Source organism: Arsenicibacter rosenii (genome assembly GCF_001870735.1).
Classification (GTDB): Bacteria; Bacteroidota; Bacteroidia; order Cytophagales; family Spirosomataceae; genus Arsenicibacter; species Arsenicibacter rosenii.
The window spans coordinates 18,818-33,376 of record NZ_MORL01000010.1; the positions used below are offsets into that span (position 1 = coordinate 18,818).

Annotated in this window: 17 protein-coding genes; 14 read left to right on the forward strand and 3 right to left on the reverse strand. The window is 51.7% G+C overall.

The genetic code is table 11. From position 1 onward, the window contains the following. Positions 1–21 precede the first annotated feature (21 nt). A complete protein-coding gene (gene ruvA, locus BLX24_RS18100) occupies positions 22–618 on the reverse strand; it encodes a Holliday junction branch migration protein RuvA (protein ID WP_071504601.1) in 597 nt (198 codons plus the stop codon). Between the two features lie 115 nt (positions 619–733). Continuing rightward, positions 734–2,443 (reverse strand): GH39 family glycosyl hydrolase, encoded by a 1,710-nt coding sequence (locus tag BLX24_RS18105; RefSeq protein ID WP_071504602.1) that lies wholly within the window; start codon positions 2,441–2,443, stop codon positions 734–736. Positions 2,444–2,764: 321 nt separating this feature from the next. Between BLX24_RS18105 and eno the strand changes: the two genes are divergently transcribed. The 7 genes from eno to BLX24_RS18140 all read left to right on the forward strand — a co-directional run bounded on the left by eno (position 2,765) and on the right by BLX24_RS18140 (position 8,780). Next, positions 2,765–4,045 carry a phosphopyruvate hydratase gene (gene eno / locus BLX24_RS18110; protein ID WP_071504603.1) on the forward strand — a complete coding sequence of 427 codons (1,281 nt, stop codon included), beginning with the start codon at positions 2,765–2,767 and terminating at the stop codon, positions 4,043–4,045. Positions 4,046–4,164: 119 nt separating this feature from the next. Further along, on the forward strand, positions 4,165–4,476 hold the full coding sequence (locus BLX24_RS18115) for an FtsB family cell division protein (RefSeq protein ID WP_071504604.1): 312 nt from the start codon (positions 4,165–4,167) through the stop codon (positions 4,474–4,476). A 48-nt stretch (positions 4,477–4,524) separates the two neighbouring features. Continuing rightward, positions 4,525–5,040, forward strand: coding sequence for a low molecular weight protein-tyrosine-phosphatase (locus BLX24_RS18120; RefSeq protein ID WP_071504605.1), 516 nt, complete (start codon positions 4,525–4,527; stop codon positions 5,038–5,040). Positions 5,041–5,108: 68 nt separating this feature from the next. Then, positions 5,109–6,686, forward strand: a complete 1,578-nt coding sequence (gene gpmI, locus BLX24_RS18125; protein WP_071504606.1) for a 2,3-bisphosphoglycerate-independent phosphoglycerate mutase — start codon at positions 5,109–5,111, stop codon at positions 6,684–6,686. Between the two features lie 81 nt (positions 6,687–6,767). Further along, positions 6,768–7,340, forward strand: a complete 573-nt coding sequence (locus BLX24_RS18130) for a hypothetical protein (protein WP_071504607.1) — start codon at positions 6,768–6,770, stop codon at positions 7,338–7,340. A gap of 222 nt (positions 7,341–7,562) precedes the next feature. After that, on the forward strand, positions 7,563–8,048 hold the full coding sequence (gene purE, locus BLX24_RS18135; RefSeq protein WP_071504608.1) for a 5-(carboxyamino)imidazole ribonucleotide mutase: 486 nt from the start codon (positions 7,563–7,565) through the stop codon (positions 8,046–8,048). An 18-nt stretch (positions 8,049–8,066) separates the two neighbouring features. Further along, positions 8,067–8,780, forward strand: coding sequence for a LysM peptidoglycan-binding domain-containing protein (locus BLX24_RS18140; protein WP_071504609.1), 714 nt, complete (start codon positions 8,067–8,069; stop codon positions 8,778–8,780). A gap of 30 nt (positions 8,781–8,810) precedes the next feature. Here the strand turns inward: BLX24_RS18140 and BLX24_RS18145 are convergent, their stop codons facing one another. Beyond that, positions 8,811–9,647, reverse strand: a complete 837-nt coding sequence (locus BLX24_RS18145; protein WP_071504610.1) for a DUF481 domain-containing protein — start codon at positions 9,645–9,647, stop codon at positions 8,811–8,813. Between the two features lie 126 nt (positions 9,648–9,773). Between BLX24_RS18145 and BLX24_RS18150 the strand changes: the two genes are divergently transcribed. The 7 genes from BLX24_RS18150 (at position 9,774) to BLX24_RS18180 (ending at position 14,536) form a co-directional block, all read left to right on the forward strand. Further along, positions 9,774–10,748 (forward strand): Gfo/Idh/MocA family protein, encoded by a 975-nt coding sequence (locus BLX24_RS18150; RefSeq protein ID WP_071504611.1) that lies wholly within the window; start codon positions 9,774–9,776, stop codon positions 10,746–10,748. 38 nt (positions 10,749–10,786) lie between these two features. Further along, positions 10,787–11,743: a Kelch repeat-containing protein gene (locus BLX24_RS18155; RefSeq protein ID WP_071504612.1), complete on the forward strand. Its 957-nt coding sequence runs from the start codon at positions 10,787–10,789 to the stop codon at positions 11,741–11,743. A 106-nt stretch (positions 11,744–11,849) separates the two neighbouring features. Continuing rightward, positions 11,850–12,074, forward strand: a complete 225-nt coding sequence (locus BLX24_RS18160) for a hypothetical protein (RefSeq protein WP_071504613.1) — start codon at positions 11,850–11,852, stop codon at positions 12,072–12,074. After that, positions 12,071–12,442, forward strand: coding sequence for a type II toxin-antitoxin system VapC family toxin (locus tag BLX24_RS18165; RefSeq protein WP_071504614.1), 372 nt, complete (start codon positions 12,071–12,073; stop codon positions 12,440–12,442). The genes BLX24_RS18160 and BLX24_RS18165 overlap by 4 nt, the downstream gene beginning before the upstream one ends. A 36-nt stretch (positions 12,443–12,478) precedes the next feature. After that, complete coding sequence (locus BLX24_RS18170) at positions 12,479–12,688, forward strand: zinc ribbon domain-containing protein YjdM (protein ID WP_071504615.1); 210 nt, start codon at positions 12,479–12,481, stop codon at positions 12,686–12,688. A 120-nt stretch (positions 12,689–12,808) separates the two neighbouring features. Beyond that, on the forward strand, positions 12,809–13,327 hold the full coding sequence (locus BLX24_RS18175) for a hypothetical protein (RefSeq protein ID WP_071504616.1): 519 nt from the start codon (positions 12,809–12,811) through the stop codon (positions 13,325–13,327). A gap of 45 nt (positions 13,328–13,372) precedes the next feature. Then, on the forward strand, positions 13,373–14,536 hold the full coding sequence (locus BLX24_RS18180; RefSeq protein WP_071504617.1) for an AIR synthase related protein: 1,164 nt from the start codon (positions 13,373–13,375) through the stop codon (positions 14,534–14,536). Positions 14,537–14,559: the final 23 nt, after the last annotated feature.

Sequence of the window (14,559 nt, forward strand, 5' to 3'; positions counted from 1 at the left end):
GGCCTGCACACTGCCTGCGGATTAGCGTAATGCCTGCCGGATCAGATCCTCGACAGTAACCGTCTGGCCGTTAGCGGCTTTCAGAACCGCATCGACGTTGCGTTCGGCCATTAGCCGCGCCAGTCCGAGGGCCATAAGAGCGGCCAGGGCTTCTTCCCGGACCGGATTGGCACCCTGTCCTTGCCGGTAGGTAGGTACGTCCGGCACAACACCCAGCTTTTTCATCTTGTCTTTGAGTTCAAGAATAATCCGCTGGGCTGTTTTGGCCCCAATGCCTTTTATGGATTGTACCATGCCTACATTTTCGGCCAGAATGGCCAGCCGCAGGTCGGATGGTGAAAACGCAGACAAAGCCGTCAGTGCTGTATTCGGGCCTACGCCTGATACGCTGATCAGGTCGAGAAACAAGGCTTTCTCATCGGCCGTAGCAAAGCCATACAGCGATTGTGAGTCTTCCCGAAACAAATGATGAATAAATAACTTTACCCGATCTCCTCCGCCCGGCAGGGTCGAATAGGTTTGCAGAGAGATATGAATCTCGTAGCCTACCCCCTGTACATCAATGATCGCGTACGTAGCTTCCTTGTACGCCAGTTTTCCGTCTAAATAAGCAATCATGCAGAGCCGAAAGCCTCTCTTTTAGCTTTTTGGTAAGCTGTAAAGTTACGAAAAAACCATGACTTTTCCTGAAAATTGCACTTGTCTCAGACTCAGGTTTATGACTGTCCGGCGGCTAGGGCCAGCTGACCGTAATCAGCGATACTCCCTGACGGGGTAGGTTGAAGGATAAAGGCAATGTCCCTTTAGTGACCGTATGCCAGACCGGGGCCTCTAACAGGGCCAGTTCACCGGCTTTTTCCAGTTCGGTAATCTGTTCGGCTGTCGGCGCTTTCGGCGATCCCATTTTTTTCCAGCGTTCGTAGGCGTTGCTGTGTTCCTGATCAATCCGGTAGTGATGGACCAGCACGCGCCCGTCCGGCAGGCCGTTTACCGACAGGTCAACCTGTGCGGCAGGGGTCAGCAGGTTATCATCGTGGTAGTGCCAGACCATAACCGCTGCTTTGCGGTCGTCTTTACTGGCGAGCGCATTGATGTCTGCTTCTGCCCGCACACTCTGATCCCGTACCCGCAGGTAATTGTAAGCCAGATCGTTATTGACCTGTACGCGGTTGGCTGGCATCATGCCGAACATCCGGAACACATTCAGCACCGGTTTATCCACACCGTTGGTTGCCAGATCCCGGAAGCCCCTGAACCAGGCCTGGTTTTCAAACTCAAAAGCCCAGGTGACGGCCCCCAGCAGGTTCACCCCGCGGGCATTTGCCAGGTCGTATTTACGGGCAAACGAAGCCGCCGTATAACTCGAATACATCGTGCCGTTGCGGTACGCATTCTGCGGGTGAAGGTCTTCCGAGCAGGCCGCACATCCCTCCGGATCGGATTCCCCGATGATGATCGGCAGGTGTTTTAGTTTGGGGTAGGAGGCCACAATCTCGAAGCCCTTGTCGATGTCGCGGAGTTGCGTGCCCATGTTCATTTGTACAATACCGTTGACCACCTTCGGCGCTCCCTTGGCGTGAAATGTAATAAAATCAAGGGGAGACCCGGTCTTGCCGGTCGCGTAGTTTTTGCCGCTGACGACGTGATCCAGGAAAGCTTTCAGGAACTTAGCCGATTCGGACCAGCCCGGACCGGTAACCTCCGGACCACCGATTTTCGCCGTTGGCAGGGCGCGTTTTACGGCGTCAGCCGTGTAGTCATATAGCTTGATGTATTCGTCGGTAGTGCCTTTCCAATAGCCGATATTAGGCTCGTTCCAGAGCTCCCAGTACCACGACTCAACTTCTTTCCGGCCGTAACGGTCAATGGAGTGTTTAACCCATTGGTAAACCAGTTCGGCCCATTTCTGATAGTCTTTAGGCGGGTAGGCCCAGCCTGTATAAATGTCGTTGTAATTGTCGCCCGGTTTCCAGTGATGGCGGTAGGGCTGCGGTTTAACAGACATGGCTTCGGGCATAAACCCGATCTGGGCGACTGGCTTCATGCCCCGCTCGATGTAGGTATCAAAAATCCGGTCGACGATTGTCCAGTTATAGACCGGCTGGCCGTTGGCGTCTTCGGTATAGGCATTGGTTGAGCCCCATTTCAGCGCCGCTTCTCCGTCGCCGGTAACCAGCAGGCTGTGGGCCCGTACGTATACCGGAACCTTACTGAGGTTCGCTATTTCGGTCAGGAGCTTTTTACCGTCCTTCATGTAGGTATAATTCGGCTCATCATAACCAAACCATGCCCAGACCGGCTGGAGGGTTCCGGCTGGTTTGTTCAGCTCAACGCGGATGCTGGTTGGGTTGGTGGTAGCAGGTTGTGTCTGTGCTGTAGCTGCTGTTGCAGTGAGTACAGTGGCCAGCAGGGCAGCGCAGAGAAGGCGGTTTAGCAACATCATGGAATCGGAAAGAGTTGGTAGGCATAAAACAACCCGATGGCCGGAATTTACCCGGTCAGCGCCGGTGAATCCGTTGCTGATAAGCCGGATAACGACTAAATACAAACAGATTTGTCGGTTCAGCCCGTCCCAACAACCCGAATCAGTAACAGCCGCCGTGCATCCCGAAAAAAATCCTTTACTTTGTACGGCCAAAACCGCGTAACTACCTATGATTTAAGAATAATCCGTGAAAAAACCGGATAAATTCCTGAATATGAACAGGGCGGTAATGGCTACGTAACCCTGTTATCGAAATTTAACCAATTACAAGCAGACGCAATGAGTACCATTCAGAGCATTCATGCCAGACAAATTCTGGACTCGCGAGGTAACCCAACCGTAGAAGTTGACATCCGTACTGAACATGGCTTTTTAGGCCGTGCCGCTGTGCCATCAGGCGCGTCAACCGGAACGCACGAAGCAGTTGAACTTCGCGATGATGACTCGAAAGTATACGTTGGTAAAGGCGTATTGAAGGCCGTATCAAACGTGAACGAATTGATCGCCCCTGAGCTGGTTGGCATCTCGGTATTTGAGCAAGGTATGATCGACAAGATCATGCTGGAACTGGACGGTACGCCAAACAAAGGCCGGTTAGGTGCCAATGCTATTCTGGGTGTATCGCTGGCACTGGCGAAGGCGGCTGCTCAGGAAGCCGGTCTGCCCTTGTACCGCTATATCGGTGGCGTAAATGCCAATACATTGCCTGTTCCGATGATGAACATCCTGAACGGTGGTTCACACGCCGATAACTCAATCGACTTCCAGGAGTTCATGGTTATGCCGGCCAACGCACCAAGCTTCTCAGAAGCTCTGCGGATGGGAACAGAAGTGTTCCATACACTGAAGAAAGTATTGAAAAGCAAAGGCTTATCAACAAACGTTGGTGACGAAGGCGGTTTTGCCCCGAACATCACGTCGAACGAAGAAGCCATTAAAACGATTCTGGAAGCTATCGAGAAGGCGGGCTACCGTCCGGGCGAAGACATCTGGATCGCAATGGATGCAGCTACGTCGGAGTTCTACAATGCCGAAGAAGGCATCTACCACTTCAAAAAATCAACCGGTGATAAGCTGACTTCGTCTGAAATGGCCGGCTACTGGGCTGACTGGTGTGCAAAATACCCGATCCTGTCGATCGAAGACGGTATGGCCGAAGACGACTGGGCGGGCTGGAAAGCACACACAGAGGCGCTGAAAGGCAAAGGCGTTCAGCTGGTTGGCGACGACTTGTTTGTAACGAACGTAACCCGCCTGCAGCAAGGTATCGACGCTGGTATCGCTAACGCGGTTCTGGTGAAGGTAAACCAGATCGGTTCGCTGTCAGAAACAATCGACACCGTGAACCTGGCGAAACGTAACTCATACAAAAACATCATGTCGCACCGTTCGGGTGAAACAGAAGACGCAACCATCGCTGACCTTGCCGTGGCATTGAACACCGGCCAGATCAAAACCGGTTCGGCTTCCCGTTCAGACCGGATGGCGAAATACAACCAATTGCTTCGTATCGAAGAAGAACTGGGTGAAGTGGCTTACTTCCCCGGTCTGAAATTCTAGGTAGTCAGCGATATAGGGTTATCCGGCCGGTAACGTACCCGCAGCCTGTGGGTTGTTTGCCGGTCGGATGTTATCCGGAAGCTGGTCCGGCTTTAGTGCTATCAAACGACAACAGACGTATGTTCAAACGGATTCTTCGCTCGCTTCGCAATTTTTACGTCGCTACGGGCGTCGGTCTGTTTTTATGGATGGTAATACTGGATCCTAACGATCTGCGCTCGCAGTTCCGGAACTGGTGGACGCTCCATAAACTTCAGAACGAAGAAGCATACTATCAGGATAAGATCAAAGAGGTACAGAAAGCCCGGCGCGAGGTGCTGGGAACCGATCAGCTCCGGGAAAAATACGCCCGTGAAAAGTACCTGATGAAAAAACCGACGGAGACGGTATATGTCATCGTCGATGAGCATAACGAACCGATTGAAAAATAAAGAGAGTGGGAGCGCCGGTGCGGTACTTCCACTCTTTCTTTTTTTAGCATGATTAACGTTCTATTCGTCTGTCTGGGAAATATCTGCCGTTCGCCGGTTGCGGAAGGCGTTTTTCGCCAGCTGGTAGCCGAACAGGGCCTGGCCGGTCAGATTCAGTGCGATTCGGCCGGTACGGCGGCGTATCATGTCGGCGAGCTTCCCGACCGCCGGACCCGCGAGAATGCGCTGGGGCACGGCCTGAAACTAACGCACCGTGCACGGCGTATGATTGGCGAAGATCTGGCCAACTTCCAGTATGTAGTGGCTATGGACGAAGCGAATTTCGACGCTATTCTGAAACTCAGCCATCGTAGTGTCGGTTTAATCAGTGAGGATAATATTTTCCTGCTGCGTGAGTTCGATCCTGTTGTCAGTGATGAAGCCAGTGTGCCCGACCCGTATTACGAAGGCCCCGAAGCCTTCGAGCAGGTTTATCAGATTGTCTTGCGTTGCTGCCGGCAATTGCTGGCCTATCTGGCTCATCATCATAATCTTACATTGTTGAATGATAGCCGGACTACCTGATTGAGGGCCTGAACCGTCACGGTGTTCAATCCGGTAATTACTCTGTCATTCGATCACTCTATTACTTTATGAATAAGAAAGTTATTCTCATCATCATGGACGGTTGGGGAATGACCGTTCAGGCCGATCGTTCGGCCATTGCTGCTGCTAAAACACCTTTTTACGATAAAATCTGGACCACCTGCGCACACAGCCGCCTGGAAGCCTCCGGGCTGGCGGTAGGTCTGCCGGCGGGACAGATGGGCAACTCGGAAGTAGGGCACATGAACCTCGGTGCCGGCCGGATTGTCTATCAGGATCTGGTAAAAATCAATAAGGCAGTAGAAGAACAAACACTGGGTAAGGAAGCGGTGCTGGCCGATGCACTGGCTTATGCAAAAACGACCGGCAAGAAAGTACACTTTATCGGGCTGGTATCGGATGGGGGCGTACACTCGCACATTGAGCACCTGAAAGGCCTGACTTCGATTGCACATGCCGAAGGACTGCGCGACGTGTTCATCCATGCCTTCACCGACGGGCGGGATACCGACCCGAAAAGCGGGCTGGGTTTCCTGACTGATTTACAGGATCATCTCAACAAAACCACAGGGACGATTGCCAGCATTGTCGGCCGTTTCTACGCCATGGACCGCGATAACCGCTGGGAGCGCGTGAAGCAGGCATACGATGTGATGGTAAAAGGAGTCGGACAAAAAGTACGGGCCAATGAGCTGTTACACGCTGTTGAAGCCTGTTACGACGCTGATATTACTGATGAGTTTATCAAGCCAATTGTTGCCGTTAAGCCCGACGGGTCACCGGTAGCGGTGATTGAAGAGGGCGATGTGGTCATGTGCTTTAACTTCCGGACCGACCGTGGCCGTGAAATTACGCAGGCGCTGACGCAACGCGATTTCCCTGAGCAGGACATGCACAAGCTGAACCTGTATTACGTGACAATGACTAATTACGACAGCGACTTTACCGGGGTCCATGTTATTTATGACAAGGACAACCTGAATAAAACGCTGGGTGAAGTGGTTGCCGAAGCAGGCCGCACACAGATCCGGATTGCTGAAACGGAGAAATACCCGCACGTTACGTTTTTCTTCTCTGGTGGCCGCGAAGAGCCGTTTACCGGCGAAAGACGCCTGTTGTGCCCGTCGCCGAAAGAAATGGTGATCATCAACGAACAGGGTGAATCTGTTACCATTCCGGTAAAGACCTACGACCAGAAGCCGGAAATGAGTGCATTTGACATCCGCGACGCCATTGTGCCGGAGCTGGAGAAGGAAAGCGCTGATTTTATCTGTCTGAACTTTGCCAATCCCGATATGGTGGGCCACACCGGCGTGTTCGATGCCGTGGTGAAGGCAGTTGAGACCGTCGATCAGTGTGTAGAAGCCGTAGTCACCGCCGCTTTGGCCCATGGCTACGCGTCGATCATCATCGCCGACCACGGTAATGCAGATTATGTGATCAACGACGACGGTTCACCGAACACCGCGCATACGACGAACCTGGTGCCGTGCATTCTGGTGGCCGGCGATTATCATCCAACCTTGAAGGACGGTAAGCTCGCCGATATTGCACCAACCGTGCTGCAACTGATGGGTATTCCGCAGCCAGCCGAAATGTCGGGCGTTAGTCTGATCGCAAACTGATTTTAAAAAAATCTTGTTGGCCATTCAGCAAGCAGTATTTGCGCCCTCTGCAACCCTGCGGAGGGCGCCTTTTTTGTGATTATGAGACACGTCTTACAAGTAGCCATATGCCTTGGGATGGCCGTTTTTTCGGCCTGTACGCCAGCGAGTGATCAAAATCAGACCAAGGTATATTATGACCTTGAGGGTTTTGTGAAAAAGCAGATTGCTCTGCTGGAGAAGCAAAAACCCATGGTCGATAAGGCCGCTACGATTAAACAGCAGACGCAGAACCAACAAACCCGGGAGGTAGATTGGGCCCATGAACTTGAACTGTTTGTGCAGGCCGATCTGAATAAATCCGCTTTCCGGAGCAGCTATCAGGTTAGTCAGGCCGATCCGCTGTCGTATACCTATACCCTGAAGCCGGAAGAAGACAAACTGACGGTCCGGTCGCTGAGCATTCAGCTGGATTCGGCAACCCGTCAGCCCCGCCGGATCGAAGCCCTGCTGCGGACCAGGAACCTGTTATACGAGTCAGACCGGCATGTGCTGATGACGTGTGCGCCGGCTTCCGGCAGCGAATGGCGGGTGCAGCACTACGCCATTGACGGGTATCAACAGCTTCGCTTTTTCGAACGCAACGATTTCGGTGTTAAAGCAACTGTGCATTAACCCTTCTGCCCTCAGGCTGTATTGACCGCTTTTTCAGGAGAGGAATCGCTCTGACCGGGACAGATGACTGTCCCGTAGCCTCATTGTGCCGTTTGTTAAATAAAAAATAGTTCTCAGCCACCTAAGTGTGCATGAAACTGCGTTATTTCGCAGTTAAAGTTGATTAATATATAAAGTAATCGGTTTATAGTGAATCGGTTTACGGATTGAACATTGTTGAGTATGGTAGGGATTATCATGGGAAGCCTTTCTGACCGGAAGGTAATGCAGGAAGCCGCAGACATGCTGACTGAATTCGGTATCGCTTTCGAGATGGATATTGTATCGGCACACCGCACGCCTGAAAAGATGGTTGCGTATGGAAAGACAGCACGCGAACGTGGCCTGAAAGTGATCATTGCCGGTGCGGGCGGAGCTGCCCATCTGCCGGGAATGGTGGCCTCACTGACCATGTTGCCGGTAATCGGAGTGCCGGTTAAATCGAGTAACTCCATTGATGGCTGGGACTCAGTGCTGTCGATTCTGCAAATGCCGTCGGGTGTTCCGGTGGCTACGGTCGCCTTGAACGGTGCCCGTAATGCCGGTATCCTGGCTGCTCAGATTATAGGCACATTTGACGATGCCGTTGCTGCCCGGCTGGATGCGTATAAGGAAAGCCTGAAAGCCAAAGTCGATGAGATGAGCCGGGAGCTTCACTCGCTAACCTAATTTGCAAGTAAAACCCATATGAGTGCACATCAACAACAAAGCGGTAGTTCACAACTTCCTGCCATTACACTCGCGGTGTTGGTGGCCATGATTATTGCCCTGTTGTACATCGGTTACGAAAAACTGGCCGACACGACGGGCAATACCGAAGAATTGACGAATATCCCGATCGATTCGGTGCAACGGAACCTGTCGCTGGAGGGTGAGTCGGAGCTTATTGCCCCGATTGATACCCTGGTAGATACCACGGCAACACCGGCCCCGGTTGATTTGTCGCAGGAAACACCGCCTGCCGAACCGGCCGTAGAGGAAACGAAACCGGCTGCAGAAGGCGAAGAAACCAAAACCGCCGCTAACGAGACTAAACCACCGGTTGAGGAAAAACCAAAGGCGGAAGAAAAAAAGCCTGACATTCCGAAAGGCGGGGTAACAACAACCTACACCGTCGGAGACGGTGAGACGTTTTACGGCATTGCCAACCGGCTGAACATGAAGGTCAGCACATTGAAGGCCATGAATCCGGATGTCACCGAAGAATCCGTAAAGGCCGGCGTTACCCGGCTAAACGTAAAAGCCCGTGCGGTGCATACCGTCGGGCCGGGCGATGTCCTGCGGGTGGTGGCCGAAAAATACGGTATCAGCAAAGAAGCGCTGATGCGGGCAAACGGGAAAACCAAAGATTTTGCCCAACGGGGTGAAAAACTCATTATCCCGTACGGCGAGCGCCAATAGTAACGAGAGGCTGATGGATACCGTCAGCCTTTATTTTTTCTCATACACCAGACCCATTGTCCACCGGAAATCGTTGTTCTTACGCCCGGGCGAAATAATGCTTTCGTAAGAGTTGAAGGCTGTCGTCCGCAGGCTTACGGCAGCCGTTACCCGTACCTGAACGCTCAGACTGGCGTTCCAGCGTACATTGCCTTTCTGGTTGAGAGCAGGCTGGTAAAACGCCGTGTGGGAAATCGACCAGCGCTTGTCTTTACCCATAAAATATTCGCCATATACCCGCGCCGAGTTGCGCAGAACGTTGATATCGTTGAGTTCAATGAAGTTGGTGTACTCATACAGAAATACATTGGTAACCGACAGGTAAGCCGACGGTTTGGTTACCAGCTTGTATCCGACACCTCCGGCTGCTGAAAAACGCAGGGCAATTTTTCGCAGATTACTTTTTTCCAGTGAACCAAAGGCAAGGTAATAGAGCCGGTCATCATACCTGAAGGTAGACCGCAGATCGCCAGCCCATTCCCGCTCGTTCAATAAACCGTTCTGACGACCATAAATGAATGAAGGATTGGTGGAAAGCTTGAACTGCCGGCTTAACTCGTAGTCAATCGCGCTGGTTAACTGCAGTAGTACCCGGTTTACATTGCCGCTGTTAGCTGTCCCGTCGGCAGTGACTTTAATCCGGTACGTAACTGAATCACGGGCCGGTTTTTGTACTGCCCGGGACGTGGAGGAATCCGCCTTTACGCGTTTTGTAGTGTCGGGGGCCGAAGGGCGGAGAGGATCGGCACTATCGGTAATCTGCGCCCGAAGAGACAGGCTATAAATCGTTAATAAAGTGGTTAACAGCGCAAAAAAAGACTTTTTCATAACAAAACCGGGGTAAGGTTGGCAGAGTATTCCCTTTATAGTAACGTAAAAGAGTTAGTTTTGCCGCTGCCAATTTACGCACTTGCCCTAATTCCTGCTTAATTACTGTTATCTGATTTACTGAATATGACTCGCTGGGGAATACTTGGACCGGGCCGGATCGCCCACAAATTTGCACAGGATCTACTGATGGTACCGGATGCTGAATTGTATGCCGTTGCTTCTTCGGATCAGGCGCGGGCAGAAGCATTTGCAGCTCAGTACGGAGCCCGGTATGCCTTCGACAGCTATGAGGCATTGCTTACCTGCGACGAGGTGGACGTGGTATACATCGCTACCCCACACGTGCAGCATTACGCTAATACCATGATGCTGCTGGGCGGAAATAAGGCGGTTTTGTGCGAAAAACCATTTGCGATGAATGGCCGTCAGGTAGGCGAAATGGTGGCCTTAGCCCGCAGTCGTCAGGTTTTTCTGATGGAAGCACTCTGGAGCCGGTTTATGCCTGCGATCCTGAAAGCAAAGGCACTGATCGACGAAGGCGCCATCGGCAAGGTGCAGCTGCTGAAAGCCGATTTCGGCTTCCGCGCCACGTTCGATCCGGAAGGCCGTTTGTTCAATAAGGCGCTTGGCGGCGGATCGTTGCTTGATATTGGCATTTACCCCCTGTTTTTATCGTATTTGCTGTTGGGGATCCCCGAAAGCATAAAAGCGGCAGCCAACATCGGGTCGACGGGTGTCGATGAACAGTGTGGCATGGCGCTGACCTATGCTGGCGGTAAAATGGCCCTGCTTGATAGTACGATCATGGCCAAAACCGATTGCATAGGGCTGATCTATGGGGAAAAAGGCATGATCCGCATTCATGGCCGGTTTCACGAAAGCATGGCCGTGTCGCTGGAACTCGACGGGCAGGAGCCGGAACGCTTTGATTTTAACCGAAAAACCCACGGCTACGACTATGAAATTCAGCACGTTGGCGACTGTCTGGCGCAGGGCCTGACCGAAAGCCGGATGTGGTCGCTGGAGGATAGCGAAAATCTGATGGGCTTGCTGGATGCCATCCGGCAGGAAACCGGTATCGTTTACGACGCTGATTGAGTGATAACTAAACCCTTAACAACCAATCTCTCTGTAGTATGAAAAAACTAATACTGCTGCTATTGCTGGCACCCGCTCTGGCTTTTGGTCAGGAATGGGAACCGGTAACCCCCCAAAACAGCTGTGAAAAACGCCACGAGAATGCTGCTGCCCTGGTCGGCGACAGCCTGTATGCCATTGGTGGCCGTGGTATGAAGCCGTTAGAGGCCCTGAACCTGAAAACACTGATGTGGAAGAAGCTCCCGGTTCCGCCGGTCGAGATGAACCACTTTCAGGCTATTAATTACCACGACGAAGTGTATGTGATTGCGGCTTTTGAGGGAAAATACCCGCATGAGACACCGATTCCGAATATGTACATCTACAGCCCGAAAACCGGCAACTGGCGGAAAGGTCCGGAAATCCCTAAAGAACGGCTTCGGGGCTCGGCCGGTGTGGTGGTATACAAAGACAGGATTTATGTTGTCTGCGGCATTATAGACGGGCATTACGATGGTCATGTAGCCTGGTTTGACGAATACGATCCGAAAACAAATACCTGGAAACAACTGCCCGATGCGCCACGCGTACGGGACCACATCAGCGCCGCCATGGTCGGGGATAAACTGTATCTGGCCGGAGGCCGTAAATCGTCGGCAAAAACCAATCAGGTGCTCGAAACGACGATTGCCGAAGTGGATATGTACGATTTCAAAACCGGTCAGTGGGCAACGTTACCCGCCGAATCCAACATTCCGACGCAGCGGGCGGGGAGTACGGCGGTGACTAACAACGGCAAGGTATGGATTATCGGCGGAGAAAGCCCGCAGCTTGCGGCGCATAACGAAGCCGAAATACTGGACCCGAAAACCAATACATGGACAGCCGGTCCGCGTATGAAACAGGGGCGGCATGGTACGCAGGCCGTGGTGTATAAGAAGAAAATTTACATCGTTGCCGGTTCGGCCAATCACGGTGGCGGCCCCGAACTGGATACGGTTGAGGTACTGAAGTAAGAGTACAGGCCTTGTGAATAAAGTATGCGTCTGTAAAAACATTTTGATCCGATCTTCGTATTTTTATAAATGCCTGGAGGCATAATTACTAGTTAAGAGCCGGCTTATGACGCAGATTACGATTAACTTACCCGATCAGGATGAGGCTAAATGGTTACTGGACCTACTCAACCGATTGCAGGTTAGCTATCAGGTATCAAATAACAGTGAGCAATACGAGCGCGCCCGTGCGGTAATTATGCGCGGGGCCAACTCACTTGATGTTGACAAAATGCTGGAAAGTATTGAAGACTCGCGTAAAGGCCGGAAACACCCTTTTCGCGAAGTATGAAGCTTCTGGATACGAACATCATTATTTATGCTGCAAAGGATGAGTATCGTTATTTAAGGCCATTGCTATTAGCCCCTGATGTATGTGTTTCTGCAATTTCGAAGGTTGAGACGCTAGGCTATCACAGGTTAGTAAAAGCTGAAAAAGAATACTTTGAGCATGTATTCGACATAGTGCCGGTTTTACCAATAAATGAACCCGTGATTGATTTGGCTATCCTGCTAAAACAGCAACGGAAATACTCACTTGGTGATTCAATAATAGCCGCTACCGCTTTGCTGTATGATGCCGGACTCAATACTGACAATACAGGCGACTTTGACAGTATAACGGGAATAAGGCTCTTTAATCCATTGATGAAAATATAAAGCTGTATCTTTGCGGCCGAAATTATTCCTCTTTTTATGGAAGTCAAAGACAGTAACGGTAACTTGTTGAAAGATGGGGATTCGGTAACCCTCATCAAAGATCTGAAGGTGCGTGGTTCTTCATCGGTGCTGAAGCGTGGTACACTGGTTAAAAACATCCGGCTTACCGACGACGAGGCCGAAATTGAAGGCAGAGTAGACCGGACCATGATGGTGTTGCGGACAGAGTTCCTGAAGAAAGCCTGAGCTTTTCCTGTGAAGAGCATACACAAAAGGCCCTGTATCGTTTCGGTACAGGGCCTTTTTGTTTGACATCCTGCAACGATTCTGCCCCAAAACGGGTCCTCTCAAAAAAACACCGGTGAGATGTTCCGAAAAACACACCTGACGCCCCTGATTCTGATCGGCTTGCTAGTCATTCACGATAGCTGTATTGATCTGATCGACGGTAAAAATCATAACCGTGGCATTATTATCGCCGAGTATCCGGCAAACGGGTCGGCATCCGGACAGAATATGTGTTACCTCCCGGCATGGTTCGGGTCTGATACGCTCAGAAAGCAGGATATCGTTATTGACAGCGACAGTGCCTTCCGGTCATTTTTTGCTTATCAGACGTATGCCGGCCCGGGAAAGAACAGTTGCCGCTCCTTTGTGCCGGAAACGATTGACTTTACAAAATTTACCCTGCTCGGCAACTATGCCGACGGTGGGTGCGATGTGGCCTTTACACGCCTTGTGGAGCCTGTTGCCAAACACAGAAAATACGTTTATACAGTGAAGGTCCGTGAGTCTGGATGGTGCAAAAAACTCGTCTTCAGCATGAACTGGGTGCTTGTCCCTAAACTGCCGCCAGGGTATACTGTAGAATTTAAGGTGAAGTAAGCGGGAGAAACGGTATCTTTGCGTTGTCAATACTGCAAATTTATCATGACTGACCGCTACGCCCAACGGGGTGTTTCCTCTCAGAAAGAAGACGTTCATAACGCCATAGCCAAGCTTGATAAGGGCCTTTTCCCGAAAGCTTTCTGCAAAATTGTGCCGGATACCCTGGCCGGTGACCCCGATTACTGTACCATCATGCACGCCGACGGGGCAGGCACTAAATCATCGCTTGCCTACCTGTACTGGCGCGAAACCGGCGATCTGTCGGTTTGGCGGGGCATTGCCCAGGATGCAGTCGTCATGAATACCGATGATCTGATCTGCGTAGGAGCAACCGGCCCGATGCTGCTTTCATCGACGATCGGACGGAACAAAAACCTGATTCCGGGCGAGGTAATTGCCGAAATCATCAACGGTACCGAAGAGGTGCTGGAGATGCTGCGGAGCCACGGTATTGACATTTACAGTACCGGCGGTGAAACGGCCGATGTCGGGGATCTGGTCCGGACGGTGATTGTCGACAGTACGGTCATTGCCCGCATGAAACGCAGCGACGTGATCAGCAATGACCGCATTCAGGCTGGTGACGTGATTGTCGGGCTGGCTTCATTTGGGCAGGCCACCTACGAAAACACGTATAACGGCGGTATGGGCAGCAACGGCCTGACGTCGGCACGGCACGATGTGCTGGCCCATTATCTGGCCAGTCAATATCCCGAAAGTTTTGATCCGGCGGTCGACCGTAGCCTGGTTTACAGCGGCTCAAAACGACTGACAGATGTTATGCCGGAGACAGGACTGAATGTGGGACAACTGATTTTATCACCGACGCGGACCTATGCTCCGGTCGTAAAAGCCTTGCTGACAGAACTACACACTGAGATTCACGGCATGGTCCACTGCTCGGGTGGGGCACAGACCAAGGTGCTGCATTTTGTGGACGGTGTGCATGTAGTCAAGAACAACCTGTTTCCGGTACCGCCGCTGTTCCGCCTGATTCAGGAAGAAAGCGGGACGAGCTGGCAGGAAATGTACAAAGTCTTCAATATGGGGCATCGCCTCGAAATTTATCTATCCCAAGCAAAGGCACAACAGGTGATTGACATCGCAAAATCGTTTGGTATCGATGCGCAGATTATCGGCCATGTGGAGGCTTTTGAGGGTAAGCAGGTAACGATTCAGAGCGAAGCCGGGACGTTCGTTTACTAACACGAATTGGAACTTTGCCGGAG

What these genes read in the sequence shown, in the direction of transcription:
- BLX24_RS18140 (WP_071504609.1), top strand. Translation starts at nt 8,067, where the DNA reads ATGAGTGCACATCAACAACAAAGCGGTAGTTCACAACTTCCTGCCATT.
- BLX24_RS18130 (WP_071504607.1), top strand. Translation starts at nt 6,768, where the DNA reads ATGAGACACGTCTTACAAGTAGCCATATGCCTTGGGATGGCCGTTTTT.
- BLX24_RS18165 (WP_071504614.1), top strand. Translation starts at nt 12,071, where the DNA reads ATGAAGCTTCTGGATACGAACATCATTATTTATGCTGCAAAGGATGAG.
- BLX24_RS18180 (WP_071504617.1), top strand. Translation starts at nt 13,373, where the DNA reads ATGACTGACCGCTACGCCCAACGGGGTGTTTCCTCTCAGAAAGAAGAC.
- BLX24_RS18175 (WP_071504616.1), top strand. Translation starts at nt 12,809, where the DNA reads ATGTTCCGAAAAACACACCTGACGCCCCTGATTCTGATCGGCTTGCTA.
- BLX24_RS18155 (WP_071504612.1), top strand. Translation starts at nt 10,787, where the DNA reads ATGAAAAAACTAATACTGCTGCTATTGCTGGCACCCGCTCTGGCTTTT.
- gpmI (WP_071504606.1), top strand. Translation starts at nt 5,109, where the DNA reads ATGAATAAGAAAGTTATTCTCATCATCATGGACGGTTGGGGAATGACC.
- eno (WP_071504603.1), top strand. Translation starts at nt 2,765, where the DNA reads ATGAGTACCATTCAGAGCATTCATGCCAGACAAATTCTGGACTCGCGA.
- BLX24_RS18115 (WP_071504604.1), top strand. Translation starts at nt 4,165, where the DNA reads ATGTTCAAACGGATTCTTCGCTCGCTTCGCAATTTTTACGTCGCTACG.
- BLX24_RS18170 (WP_071504615.1), top strand. Translation starts at nt 12,479, where the DNA reads ATGGAAGTCAAAGACAGTAACGGTAACTTGTTGAAAGATGGGGATTCG.
- purE (WP_071504608.1), top strand. Translation starts at nt 7,563, where the DNA reads ATGGTAGGGATTATCATGGGAAGCCTTTCTGACCGGAAGGTAATGCAG.
- BLX24_RS18150 (WP_071504611.1), top strand. Translation starts at nt 9,774, where the DNA reads ATGACTCGCTGGGGAATACTTGGACCGGGCCGGATCGCCCACAAATTT.
- BLX24_RS18145 (WP_071504610.1), bottom strand. Translation starts at nt 9,647, where the DNA reads ATGAAAAAGTCTTTTTTTGCGCTGTTAACCACTTTATTAACGATTTAT.
- ruvA (WP_071504601.1), bottom strand. Translation starts at nt 618, where the DNA reads ATGATTGCTTATTTAGACGGAAAACTGGCGTACAAGGAAGCTACGTAC.
- BLX24_RS18105 (WP_071504602.1), bottom strand. Translation starts at nt 2,443, where the DNA reads ATGATGTTGCTAAACCGCCTTCTCTGCGCTGCCCTGCTGGCCACTGTA.
- BLX24_RS18160 (WP_071504613.1), top strand. Translation starts at nt 11,850, where the DNA reads ATGACGCAGATTACGATTAACTTACCCGATCAGGATGAGGCTAAATGG.
- BLX24_RS18120 (WP_071504605.1), top strand. Translation starts at nt 4,525, where the DNA reads ATGATTAACGTTCTATTCGTCTGTCTGGGAAATATCTGCCGTTCGCCG.